Genomic DNA, 13,159 nt, shown 5'->3' with positions numbered 1-13,159 from the left:
GAATCTGACATAAAAGAAGTGATTGGAGATTTGAACTATTATGATATATATAGAGAAAAGAGATGTATATAAATATCCGTCAAAAAGTGATTTTTTTTCTCCTTCAGTTTTATATCCTGAATATTTATGGGGACAAGATAGTATATCAAAAATAGAAAATCCTATATATGACATGGTTCGTCAAGTGTTTGTGGGTATGAAAATGGATTTAGAGCATTACGGCACTGCTGAATGGAATCCATTAGGAGAGATAATCCAGCTTGGTGATACTGTTTTATTAAAACCCAATATGGTAATGCATCAGAATCATGTTAAAAGCTTTGGAACTGATTGCTTGATTACTCATCCCTCGATTGTCAGGGCTGTTCTGGATTATGTCCTTATAGCTTTAAAGGGAACAGGAAAAATCATTGTAGGAGACGCTCCGCTTCAAACCTGTGATTTTGAAACATTAGTTGAGGAGCAGGGATATAACGTCATTCAGCAATTTTATAAACAAAGAAATGTTGAATTTACGCTTGCCGATTTTAGACTTGTTAAATCAAAGACAGTATGGGGACAAGTGAAAACAATTTATTATGACGAGACGAATAGAGGATGTCATCCGGTTAACTTAGGCGCTTATTCAGCGCACTGCGAAAAAAATGCAGTGAGTAAGCGCTACCGTGTTACAAAGTATGACCCAGCGCATATGCAAAGTCATCATAATGAGGAACGGCACGAGTACCTAATATCGAATTATATTTTACAAGCAGATGTAATTATCAATTTGCCTAAGCCTAAGACACACCGCAAAGCAGGTATGACCGGAGCGCTTAAAAATTTGATTGGAATTAATGGAAATAAAGACTGGCTTCCCCACCATACGAAAGGCTCTGTAGAAGAGGGGGGTGATGAATACTATCATAAGAATTGCTTTAAGCAGATTGCAGGTAATATTGATGAAATAATGATAAAAAAAAGCCAGAAGGATAAAACGCTATCTGTTCAGTGTATGCGTTTCTTAAGAAAGGGTTCTTCTTTTTTGTCAAAAGTGATTGCCAAGGATCCCTTTTATGAGGGGAGCTGGTATGGAAATGATACTATCTGGAGAACGATTGTAGATCTGAATCGTATTTTGCTTTATGCAGATAAACAGGGACAAATCACAGAGGGAAAACAGCAAAGAAGGCTTTTAATATTAGGTGATATGGTGATTTCTGGAGAAGGAGAGGGTCCGTTGATTCCAGAAGAAAAGCCAATCGGTATCATAGCAGGGAGTAAAGATCCCGTTATATTTGATACGGTAGCTGCTACATTGATGGGGTTTGATTTTAAAAAAATTCCATCAATTAGAAATGCATATTTTATAAAGTGCTTAAAATTAACAGTTTGTGACTTTCAGTTTGAGATTTATTCAAATAAGAATGAATGGAACAAAATTGCGATAAAGGATTTGCAAACTATGAATCCTTTCCGATTTAAAGCTTCCAAAGGATGGATGAACCATATAGAATTGTAGAAGAACGTATTTTGAAAAATAGTTACAGATGTTAAATGTGATCTAGGGAGATATTAATTCATGGAAAGAAAGCTGATCAAAATTAAATATGTATGTTTAGATCAACATAATGCAAATAATTTTATACTGGATGCCCATGACAATATTATTACTAACATAATTAAAAAGCATTTTAAAATTGAATTTTCAGACAATCCAGATTATCTTATTTATTCCGATTACGGATATCCCAGTAAAATTTTTAAATATGATTGTGTCCGTATTCATTGGCAACAGGAGTATGTAGTTCCAGATTTTAATGTATGCGATTATGCAATAGGTTCTAATCATATGCAGTTTGGGGACAGATATTTTAGGGTTCTTCCTTACACCTACTACCTGACAGAGGATATCATCCATAAAGCAAAAAATAAAATAGCTTTTCGCAAGGAAGATTTAATTAAAAAAAATAAATTTTGCGGCTTTGTTCATGCAAACCCAATAGCACCAGAAAGAAATAAAATGGAAGCATTGCTTTCACAGTACAAAACTGTATCTTCCGGCGGTAGATATAAAAATAATATTGGATACTTTGTTGATAATAAAAGAGAATTTTTTTCAGAATGTAAATTTGCGTTGGTTTTTGAAAATACTTATGGATACGATTCAGACAGACTGGTGGATGCATTTGCTTCTGGTACAATTCCCATTTACTGGGGGGATCCAGAAATCACAAAGGAATTTAATTCAAAGGCTTTTATCAATGTACATGAGTATGGCAGCTTTGAGCAAGTGGTAGAGAGAGTAAAGGAAATTGATAATAATGATGATTTATACCTTCAAATGATGGGTGAACCAATGTTTAACAATGATTTTTCACTGGAGCAATACTATAAAAATTTAGAAGCTTTTCTTGTAAATATATTTAAACAGGATTTGACAGCTGCATATAGAAGAAACCGGACGTACAGGGGCTATGTGGCAGAGCGTATAGCTTGTTCTGGAGCCAAAGTAAGGACACTAAGATTGATTTGTGACAGCATCGTCAGGCATATGTGTAGCATTTTGCACTTAAAGAAGTTATATGCACATTTACATAGGAAGCTCGTCTTTTATGGGAAATTTTAGAGAGGAAACGATAGGATGAGATTAAAACGGTTTATAAAAAATGCTGTGACTGCTATCTTCGCCTATGTAATAATGCTTTGTATTACCATATTTTTGCGCCGTTGTTTTCTGAACTATTTGGGTGTTGAATATCTTGGCTACGAAAGTTTATTTGCCAATATTTTTACTATTATGGCAACTACAGAAATGGGGGTTAGCAAAAATATAAGCTATCATCTTTATAAGGCGTTTTCTGAAAAAGATGAGAAGGAAATTATATATCTATATAATATTTATAAATGGATTTATTTTTTGATTGGTGGATTTATTTTAATTGCAGGTATTATATGCAGCTTTTTTTTAGAACAGTTTATTACAGGAAATACACTTAACGCTTTATTATTAAGAATTATTTACTATCTTCAGCTTGCCAACATTTTAAGGACGTATTTTCTTTCCTACCCCAGGATGCTGTATACAGCGGATCAAAAAGAGAATGTCCATGTACTATTTGACACAGTTTTTAATGTTTCATTCAATATTATAAAAATATTTAGTATCTTTCTTTTCAGAGACTACATTATTTATCTTATTCTAACACTGTTGGGAGGAATATGTTCCGATCTTTATATGTTTAAAATTATAAGACGGGACTATAAATATATAAAAAGCACAAAAATCAAACTATCTCACATCAAAGAAAGAGGTCTGTTAAAGGATATTAAAAATTTTATTGGACATCAACTGGCAGGTACTGTTTTTTGTGGAACAGATAATATAATAATTGCTAAAATACTGGGCATCGTATATGTCGGATATTTTAGTAATTATATTATGATAAAAAATCAGATTATGAGTATCGTAACCCGAGTGTTTCAGCCGCTTCAGGCATCCATAGGAAATCTTGTTTACAGTGAGGATTGTTCAAAAAGGCAGAATCTTTATTACATGGTCAATCTTTTCAGCTTTTGTATGGCATCATTTATTGCTATCTCTGTTGCTGCACTGGCTCAAACGTTTGTTACAGTTGTATTTGGCAATAGCTATGTATTATCGTACCTATTTGTAATTCTATTAGCTGCTAATATGTTTGTGGAAATCATAAGAGGGATGCAGAGTTACTTCAGATTTGTTTATGGTGAATATGAAAAAGATCGTAGATTTGTTGTTTGGGCTTCCATACTAAATATTATATTGTCAATTATATTGTCTTACAGGTACAAACTGGAAGGAATCCTTTTAGGTACACTTATTGGAAATTTAGTAATATGGTATGGAAATATCAGGTTTTTTAAAGAAAAATATTTAAAAGAAGCAGTCATTTCTAATATTATAAAAAATGTTGGCCTCTGGTGTATATGTATAATAGAAGGCGTTATCGTTATCCAGCTTTGCAGGCCTATTGATGTTTCGCTGGCAGGCTTTTTTAAACGATTATTAATATGTATCACAGTTCCAAATTTGTGTAATAGTTTGATATTCATAAAATCGCATGAATACAATACTGCTCAGATTTATATACAGGCAGCCATTGGCACAATCAAAAAGAAGATGGGGTGAGCGATATGATAATAACAAAAACGCCGTTTCGTATGTCCTTTTTTGGTGGAGGGACTGATTATGCAGACTACTACAAAGAACATGGAGGGAGTGTTATATCCACTACCTTTGATAAATACTGTTATGTTACAGTAAGGCATCTTCCTCGTTTTTTTGATTATACCAATCAAGTATCTTATTCCCGAATTGAACGGGTGAATAGCATTGATGAGATAGAACATCCGGCTGTAAGGGAGGCTATGAAGTATTTGAATATGAGGGAACTGCAGATAACCTACGACGCTGATCTTCCAGCAAAATCCGGGCTTGGAACAAGCAGTTCCTTTGCTGTAGGTTTACTGAATGCCTTTCACGCATTAAAAGGGCAATATGCAGATAAAATGAAGTTGGCAAAAGAAGCTATCTATCTAGAAAGAGTGCTTTGCAATGAAGACGGAGGAGTTCAGGATCAGGTAGCAGCTTCCTTCGGGGGATTTAACAGAATTAATTTCAGCGCCGATGGCATCAATGTGAATCCCATTGTTATTTCCAGAGAAAAGAAACAATTATTGAACGATAATCTTATGCTTTTTTTTACGGGGTTTGCAAGGTTTTCTAGTGAAATTGCCAAAGAGCAGAAAGGTGCTATGAGAGATAAACAGAGGGAATTAGCGGAGATGAAGCAGCTTGTAGATTCTGCTGAAGCAATCCTTACCACTAAAACAGCTGATTTAAATGAATTTGGAAAGCTTTTGGATTATACCTGGCATTTAAAACGTGGAATTACAAAGAGCATATCAAATCATGCCTTAGATCAGATCTACGAGCGGGCAGTAAAAAGCGGCGCTGTAGGCGGCAAACTTCTGGGAGCCGGAGGAGGAGGGTTCTTTGTCTTTTATATTGAGAAAGACAAGCAGGAGAACCTAAAAAAGGAGCTTGGTGAATTACTTCATATACCGTTTACATTTGAAAATGAGGGAAGCCGTGTTTTATACTACAGGCCTGAGGATTTTGACGCTTAAATATAGATATTATCTGGAGGGAGATTAATGTTAAACATACCACTGATGAGCAACAACATTACAAAAGAGGATACCCAGTGTTTAATCCGTTTTCTTGAGACAACGGATCGTTTTACCAATGGACCTAAAGTAAGGGAATTTGAACAGGCATGGAGTGAATGGCTGGGAACCAGATATAGTGTATTTGTTAATTCGGGAGCTTCGGCTAATTTTATGACAATGGCAGGAATTGCGCAAATATACGGAATGGGAGAGGTAATTGTCCCCACAATCACATGGGTGAGCGATATAAGCAGCGTTATTGCAGCGGGTCATACTCCTGTATTCGTCGATGTAGATTTAAAAAACATGGCCATGTGTGAAGCCCATATTTTAGAAAAAATCACGGATAGAACGAAAGCCGTATTTTTAACACATGTGCTGGGATTTAACGGCTTATCTGAATCTCTATTGAATGAACTAAAAAAGAGAAATATTCTTCTTATTGAGGATGTATGTGAATCTCATGGAGCTACTCTCAATGGCAAAAAGGTAGGTTCCCTTGGTTTTGCATCTAATTTTTCCTTCTATTATGCACACCATATGAGCACCATCGAAGGCGGAATGGTCAGTACAGATGACGAAGAGTTTTATCAGATGATGAGGATGTACCGCAGCCATGGAATGGTTAGGGAAACTACCAACGAAGGATATAAGAAAAATATAGAAGATCAATTTCCTGATTTAAACCCCGAATTTATATTTATGGTACCAGGGTTTAATATGCGTAGCACAGAGTTAAACGCAGTTATTGGACTGAATCAATTAAAGCGCCTGGATGATAATATTGCAAAACGCCGCGAGAATTTTCGCCTATTTATTGAAAATTTGGACGGAAAAAAATATTTTAATGAATTTGATACAGAAGGGAACAGCAATTATGCGTTTGTGCTTCTGCTCAGGGAGGCGGATCCTGAATTTTTCAAACAATTGACTCAGACATTAAGGGAGGAGAACGTGGAGTTCCGTCGTGGAACTGCCGGAGGAGGAAATCAGCTTAGACAGCCCTTTGTTAGAAAACGATATCCTGATATATGTCCCACAGACTATGTGAATGCAGAGAAAATCCATTTTTATGGAATGTATACTGGCAATTATCCAGGGTTGGACAGACGAAAAATTTTAGAACTGACCCGGATTATCAACAAAATTTAACGATTAAAGGAGAACAGGCATGTATGTCGTTATAGGTGGAACCGGCTTTCTTGGCTCTTATATAACAAGAGAAATTCGACGACAGACGAGCGAGAAGATAATTATTGTAGCAAGAAACCAGATAGTGAATGAGGATAAAAAAGACAGTGGGGATGGGGGGGGGGGGTGATTCGGTGTGATATTTTAAATCAATCGGACTTGGATCATTTAATACAATCAATAAATTTTATAGAAGAACCATGCAAAATCATATATTTATCCGCATACCTTCATCCGGATCTGGTTGAGGAAAATCCATGGATTTCGTGGAATATGAATGTAATCAGCCTGGAATATCTTTTAAGCAGATTGAAGCAATTAAATACTTTTATTTTTGCATCAACAGACAGTGTCTATGGCAACAGCCATGATAGTTATCACTTTAAAGAAACAGACAGGCTGAATCCGGTAAATTTGTATGGAATCCAGAAGGCTGCTGGAGAAGCCATTGTAAATCATTATGGGTACCATTCATTTCGCTATCCATTACTCATTGGGCCCAGCCTTGTAAAGGGGAAAAATCATTTTTACGATACAATCGTAGAAAACCTGAGGACAGGGAAGAAAACGGAAATGTTCTATGATTCCCTGCGGTCAACTCTGGACTTTGGAACTGCGGCAGAACTGACAATCCAATTAGTTGAACAGCATAGGAACTGTCTTCCGCCTATTCTCAACGTGTCTGGGGATGAGGAGTTATCTAAGTACGATATTGGAATTAGGATAGCGGAAGGTTTAATGCTGCCGAAAGAATTGATAGTCCCTGTAAGTGTATTGGAGGATAAAAAGATTTATAAGGCTAAAAGGGCTCCTTGTACACTGCTGGATAATTCGATGCTGAAGAAGATTGTTTCAAGGAAAAGTATTAAAGCAAAGCTGTAAAACTAGTATCCTTTTGCATGGTATGGAGAGAAAATGAATAAAACAGCCAAACTGTATATTGCCGGTCATACGGGTCTTTTTGGAAATGCCCTTTATGAGGCTGCAAAGAAAAAAGGATATAAAAACGTTGTTGTGAGAAAACATGATGAGCTGGATTTAACGAGGCAGGAGCAGGTAGAATTATTTTTCAAATCGGAAAGGCCTGATTATGTGATAATGGCTGCGGCGCTTGTGGGGGGTATTGACGCAAACCGCCGTTATATGGCAGATTTTTGTATGGAAAATCTATTGATGACTTGCAATGTAATGAATGCGTCTCACAAATACCGTGTGAAAAAACTGTTGTATCTTGGCTCGTCCTGCATTTATCCACGAAAGTGTATACAGCCAATTTTGGAGGACAGTATCCTGACAGGTTCCTGTGAACCTACGAATGAAGGATATGCCATTGCGAAGATAGCTGGGATTCGTCTTTGTGAATATTATCAAAAACAATATGGAGATTGTTTCATAAGCTGTATTCCTGCAAATGTATATGGGCCCCATGATTGCTTTGATTTAGAGAAAGCCCATGTAATTCCGGCTCTGATCATGAAATTTCACGAAGCAAAGATGAAAAATGCTCCAGAGGTGACGATATGGGGAACTGGACGGGCAGAGCGAGAGTTTTTATTTATTGATGATGCCGCTGAAGCATGTTTGAAATTATTTGAATATTGTAATGAAAGCCAGCCTGTCAATATTGGTATTGGACACACAAATACGATACAGGAATTGTCCGAAATTATTAGAGATACTGTGGGATATACTGGAGAAATTAAATATGACGACGCAAAGCCAGATGGCATGCCTAAGAGACTCCTGGATAGTGAAAAGGCAAAAAAATATTGCATTTATCCAAAGACATCTTTGGAAGAAGGGATCAGGCATACCTATAACTGGTATTTGGCTAATATCTATGAAGAACAAGGCAATGGACATGAATAAAAATGAAAAAATTTATATTGCAGGACATAGAGGATTAGTAGGGACTGCACTAACCCATCGCTTATTACAGAAGGGTTATAAAAATATTTTAACAAGAACCTCTAGTGAGATGGATCTTGTTTGCCAGAAAAGCGTTGAGGACTTTTTGGTAAAAGAAAAACCGGACTGGGTTATTATGGTTGCAGCCAACCATGGAGGAATTCAGGCCAACTTATCTCATACAGCAGAATTTTTATATGACAATATGATGATTAACTTTAATCTGATACATGCAGCTCTTTTAGCTGGAGTTAAAAAAATTATTAATATCAGCGCAAGCTGCGTATATCCCGAATCTATTTTTGAACCCTTCCGGGAAGATATGCTTTTCAGCGGTCCGGTGCAGAAAGGCACTGAAGGCTATGCATGGGCCAAAGCCATGGGAATTAGATACTGCCAGATATGCAATGCTCAGTTTGGCACAAAGTTTACCTCACTGCTGCCAGTTAATTTGTATGGGAGGAACGTAAGCTTTGATCCAGAACAAACAGGGGTTCTTCCGGCTATGATAAAACGGTTTCATGATGCTGTGAAGCACCACAAATCAGAAGTATGCATCTGGGGTGACGGAAAAGCCCGGAGAGAATTTTTGCATGTGGAGGATTTGGTAAGCGCAGTTGAGTTGCTGTTGAATGTGGAGCATGAAGACGATACGTATAATGTTGGCAGTGGAGAATGGATCAGTATTCAGGAATTAGCAAGCATATGCGCAGATATCTGCGGCTATAAAGGAAAAATTTTAAATGATTTAACCCGGCCCAAGGGTACATCACGTCAAAAGCTGGATTCAGGAAGATTAAAGCTGTTGGGGTGGGAGCCTAAGGTAAGTTTGAGAAACGGTATTATGGATTTATACAGGTATGCGTTAGAGACTAATTTATTGGAGTAAAAAATATGCTAGAAAAAGGTGAGAATATGAAAAAAGCATTAATCACAGGAATTACAGGCATGGTTGGCTCACATTTGGCCGACTATTTATTAGAAAATACAGATTGGGATATTTATGGTGTTTGCCGCTGGAGAAGTCCCATTGAGAACGTGGAGCATCTATTAGATAAGGCCAATAAAAAAGAGAGAGTTTACTTTGAGTATGCGGATCTGAATGATCAGGTTTCCCTGCTTCTGGTAATTCAAAAATATAAGCCAGATTATATATTCCACTTAGCTGCTCAGAGCTACCCCCTTACCAGCTTTACAATTCCGATTGAAACATTAAATACAAATGTATTAGGGACATGCAGGCTTTTAGAGGCCGTGCATCTTGAAATGGAACGGGAACCGGGCTACCATCCTGTCATTCATGTGTGCGCGTCCTCGGAAGTATTTGGAAAAATACCCGCGGAGAAGAAGCCTGACACGGGAATTCATGAGGACTGCCCATTCCATCCGGCAAGTCCCTATGCAATTTCAAAGGTGGGAACGGATCTCCTGGGAAGATACTATGCTGAAGCCTATGGGATGACTGTTATGACCACCAGGATGTTTACTCATACCGGTCCCAGGCGGGGAGATGTGTTCCATGAATCAACATTTGCTAAGCAGATAGCAATGATAGAAAAAGGATTAATTCCACCAGTCGTGCACGTAGGGAATTTAGATTCTCTTAGAACCTATGCGGATGTAAGGGATGCAGTAAGGGCGTACTATATGCTGGTAACGATAAATCCAATTTCAGGTGAATATTATAATATCGGCGGCAGCTATACTTGCACGGTTAGGGATACTCTGGAGACCTTAATCAATATGTCGCCAATGAAGAATCAGATTACCACGGAGGTTGATCCAGAACGTTTGCGCCCGATTGATGCTGATTTGCAAGTTCCTGACTGTTCTAAATTCAGGAAGCATACGGGATGGGAGCCGGAAATTAAATACGAAAAAACGATGAGCGATCTGTTAAATTACTGGAGAGCGCGTATCGAAAAAGGAGAACTATTTCTCAGCAGGTAATAAGGAAAAAAGATGATACATGAAAGTATCATGCTTTCTTCGGAAAATCGGAGCCTGCTATTTTAGCGCTGCAAGCTCTATGTAAAAAAGATGCGAAAGTAAGTTTCATGCATGGAAGATGCCGGAGGAACTGGAGGCCTTTAAAAGAGTTCGTAACTAGAATATTGAGAGGAGGATGGTTAGAAGTATGATTCTCATAGCCAAAGGGAGGAGACAAATTAATATTAGAAGTCTGTACCCTTGTTGTGCTGTTTTTATTATGCTAAGTACTGTATTATTGGTAAGAATTTTGTATTATTCAATTATGCCTTCTATAATTTGGGCTCCGGACTCTTACGGATACGTAAACTTTTCCTTTAGGGATCTTCTCTCACTTAATTTTACAAGTGAAAGAACTCCTGTTTATCCTGCCATTATTCGCAGCTGTTGGTATGTTATGAAAAAGCAAGAAGGTTATTTAAAAGCCGTTGTTTTATTCCAGATGGCAGCTTCTTTTATCGCGGTTGTTTATCTGTATAAATCGTTAAGATTAATTGAAATAAGGAAACGTTTGGCGATTTTATTAACCTTTTTATATGGATGTAATCCACAAATTTTTTCCTGGGACAAAGTAATATTAACAGAGTCTTTGGCAATATCAGGAACAGTTATTTTTATTTATAATATAATAAAGTATTTAAAAGATCCTTTAGCTAAAACCGGATGTTTTTTGGCTGTTTTCAGTTTGATTCTGGTATTTCATCGCCCTACATTTTTATTACTTTTATTTTGCTACTTTTTATTTTTAGTAGTATATCGGTTTTATTTAAAACGTAATAAAGATATTGTTAATATTCCACTTTTGGTATCGGGAGCATGCATTTTGGTCGTGATGGTATATAGCTCTTTTTATTATAAGGCATATGGGTTATTCAGCATTACATCAGTTATGCCTAGACAGTTATTATATGTTTGTGCAGAGCAAGGATTTTATCAATCTGGATCAAATGAAAGCTTAATAAACGATATCTCTTGTTTATTGTCAGGTGATGAAAAGCCTTATCCCAGTTTGACGGAGATAGAAGAGCTTGTTAAAAAATATGGTTTAAAGGAGTCTCAGGAATTTGCCATAAAATGTTTTCTGAAAGAGCCGGTTTCCTATCTAAACTACTTAATTAAAACCCTCCTAAATGAAGGAATGCAGGTTTTTACAAATGGGCGAGGGGAATACTTGGATACATGGGAAAGGAGGGGATATGGGCAGGTAGCCATGTTTTTAGGCTCTCTATTTAGTTTTGTTACATTAGGGCACATATATATTATTACAATGATTAATTTGGGTGGGTTTTTGATTGGGTGGTTCAAATATAAAAAAATTTTGTGGGTTTATCTGGGAATAGGAGTATTGTTAACAGGAATTATAGTAACAACATTTACAGGAACTAACGCTTCTTTTGCTAGAACAATGGTTCATGTGCTCCCATTCTTCTATCTTTCTTTGTCCTTGTTAATTGATGGTATTCCTGATATATGGAGAGGTATTTCCCGGTTAGGGTAAGAAATATGCGGAATGAACCAACAACAAGGGAGAAAGGGCTTAAGGAATATGACTGAAAAAGCTTCTCAAAATTTTTGTAGATTTGCAGCAGCAGCGGTTTGGATATGGATTATCGGCGTGCGTATTGCATGGTACATGCAGAATCCGGATCCTGTTTGGGCTGGTGATACTTCTACCTATGTAAATTATAGCTTTAGTGAGCTTTTAAAATTAAATTTTAGCCATCGTACCCCAGTTTACCCTTTTATTTTACGTATTTGTAAAATTATATTTGAGGATCATTATCTAACGGTTGTTGTTATACTGCAAAATGTGGTCTCCGTCATTTCAATTTATTTTTTAAATAGGACAATCAAGATAATAACAAGGAATGACTGGATTGCTTTATTTATTATATTTGCCTTTGGAAATGATTTAGGAATTATAAGATGGGATCAATATATTTTAACAGAGTCTTTTTCTGTATCAGTGGCTACTATATGGCTTTATTTTATCGTTTGCTATATTTATAATCCGAAAGTAACAACAGGTGTAAGTACGGTAGCTATTACTTTCATTATGACCTTTTTAAAACCAGCTTTTCTGATATGGAACATTTTCCTATTGGCTTTCTTTGTGCTGAGATTTATTATATATAAATATGAACGTGTGATTCTTAAAAAAACAATCGTTGCATGTATCGGTACATTATGCCTAATCGGTATATACTGCGGACTTTATAAAGTAAAAAATGGTGTTTTTAATATTACGAACCAAGCGCCCAGGCATTTGATTACTGATTTGCTAATTTCAGATTTATATAAGGCGTATCCAGATAAAGAATTGGTTAACAAAATTGAAGATATTTATTTAAAAGAAAATGAAGAAAGAGGATTGTATGCTGCTGCCTGGGCGGTTCTGGATATGTTTGGAGATAATAGCTACAGCCAAAATTCCAATGCCCTTGAGTTTGGAAAGGTATGTATTAAAAATGATTTTGAAGGATATGTAAAATATATTGCTAAGAAAATTATCTTGAATAGCGGATGGAAGTTTTGGGATAACTGGGATTCTATTAAGTATAAAAATAGCACAATTAAATATATGTTAATTCCAGCCAGATACGTGTTTAACTTCATGAGAAGCATATACTTGTGGGGAATTGGTGCTGCAGAAGCAGCATACTGTATTTATTATAGTGTTAAATTCAGAAAAATCCCCTGGATCCATTTTGGCATTTCCATACTGCTGTTAATTAATCTTCTATTTATTTACATTGGTACATATGACGAATTTATAAGAAGCTCTGTTTATGTTCTCCCGTTTGCATATTGCAGCATTGGAGTATTCATGCATGGTACTATTTGCAAATTATGTTTGCATAAAAATTAAGGAAGGAAAGAA

12 protein-coding genes are annotated in these 13,159 nt (G+C 36.4%); all 12 read left to right on the top strand.

Features of this window, described 5'->3' with window-relative positions; translation table 11 throughout:
* Positions 1 to 40: 40 nt before the first annotated feature.
* The 12 genes from FYJ39_RS09565 to FYJ39_RS09510 all read left to right on the top strand — a co-directional run bounded on the left by FYJ39_RS09565 (position 41) and on the right by FYJ39_RS09510 (position 13,147).
* Positions 41 to 1,501 carry a DUF362 domain-containing protein gene (locus FYJ39_RS09565; RefSeq protein WP_154472241.1) on the top strand — a complete coding sequence of 487 codons (1,461 nt, stop codon included), beginning with the start codon at positions 41 to 43 and terminating at the stop codon, positions 1,499 to 1,501.
* A gap of 60 nt (positions 1,502 to 1,561) precedes the next feature.
* Positions 1,562 to 2,608 (top strand): glycosyltransferase family 10 domain-containing protein, encoded by a 1,047-nt coding sequence (locus tag FYJ39_RS09560; RefSeq protein WP_154472240.1) that lies wholly within the window; start codon positions 1,562 to 1,564, stop codon positions 2,606 to 2,608.
* Between the two features lie 15 nt (positions 2,609 to 2,623).
* On the top strand, positions 2,624 to 4,147 hold the full coding sequence (locus FYJ39_RS09555; protein ID WP_154472239.1) for a lipopolysaccharide biosynthesis protein: 1,524 nt from the start codon (positions 2,624 to 2,626) through the stop codon (positions 4,145 to 4,147).
* Positions 4,148 to 4,152: 5 nt separating this feature from the next.
* The gene (locus FYJ39_RS09550) at positions 4,153 to 5,148 is read left to right on the top strand and encodes a GHMP family kinase ATP-binding protein (RefSeq protein ID WP_154472238.1); all 996 of its coding nucleotides are present in this window, start codon (positions 4,153 to 4,155) and stop codon (positions 5,146 to 5,148) included.
* 27 nt (positions 5,149 to 5,175) lie between these two features.
* Entirely contained in the window at positions 5,176 to 6,342 is a 1,167-nt protein-coding gene (locus tag FYJ39_RS09545) for a DegT/DnrJ/EryC1/StrS family aminotransferase (protein ID WP_154472237.1), read from the top strand.
* A gap of 19 nt (positions 6,343 to 6,361) precedes the next feature.
* Positions 6,362 to 6,511 (top strand): KR domain-containing protein, encoded by a 150-nt coding sequence (locus FYJ39_RS21205; RefSeq protein ID WP_154472236.1) that lies wholly within the window; start codon positions 6,362 to 6,364, stop codon positions 6,509 to 6,511.
* The gene (locus FYJ39_RS09535; protein WP_154472235.1) at positions 6,508 to 7,263 is read left to right on the top strand and encodes a sugar nucleotide-binding protein; all 756 of its coding nucleotides are present in this window, start codon (positions 6,508 to 6,510) and stop codon (positions 7,261 to 7,263) included. Before FYJ39_RS21205 ends, FYJ39_RS09535 begins: the two co-directional genes overlap by 4 nt.
* A gap of 33 nt (positions 7,264 to 7,296) precedes the next feature.
* Positions 7,297 to 8,250 (top strand): GDP-L-fucose synthase family protein, encoded by a 954-nt coding sequence (locus tag FYJ39_RS09530; RefSeq protein ID WP_154472234.1) that lies wholly within the window; start codon positions 7,297 to 7,299, stop codon positions 8,248 to 8,250.
* Complete coding sequence (locus tag FYJ39_RS09525; protein WP_195840408.1) at positions 8,243 to 9,178, top strand: GDP-L-fucose synthase family protein; 936 nt, start codon at positions 8,243 to 8,245, stop codon at positions 9,176 to 9,178. The genes FYJ39_RS09530 and FYJ39_RS09525 overlap by 8 nt, the downstream gene beginning before the upstream one ends.
* A gap of 26 nt (positions 9,179 to 9,204) precedes the next feature.
* A complete protein-coding gene (locus FYJ39_RS09520) occupies positions 9,205 to 10,239 on the top strand; it encodes a GDP-mannose 4,6-dehydratase (RefSeq protein WP_154472232.1) in 1,035 nt (344 codons plus the stop codon).
* Positions 10,240 to 10,426: 187 nt separating this feature from the next.
* Positions 10,427 to 11,776, top strand: coding sequence for a hypothetical protein (locus tag FYJ39_RS09515; protein ID WP_207708697.1), 1,350 nt, complete (start codon positions 10,427 to 10,429; stop codon positions 11,774 to 11,776).
* Positions 11,777 to 11,788: 12 nt separating this feature from the next.
* A complete protein-coding gene (locus FYJ39_RS09510; protein WP_154472230.1) occupies positions 11,789 to 13,147 on the top strand; it encodes a hypothetical protein in 1,359 nt (452 codons plus the stop codon).
* Positions 13,148 to 13,159: the final 12 nt, after the last annotated feature.

It is taken from the genome of Clostridium porci, assembly GCF_009696375.1.
In the GTDB taxonomy this organism is placed as follows: domain Bacteria; phylum Bacillota; class Clostridia; order Lachnospirales; family Lachnospiraceae; genus Enterocloster; species Enterocloster porci.
This window is presented reverse-complemented; position numbering and strand designations above follow the sequence as displayed.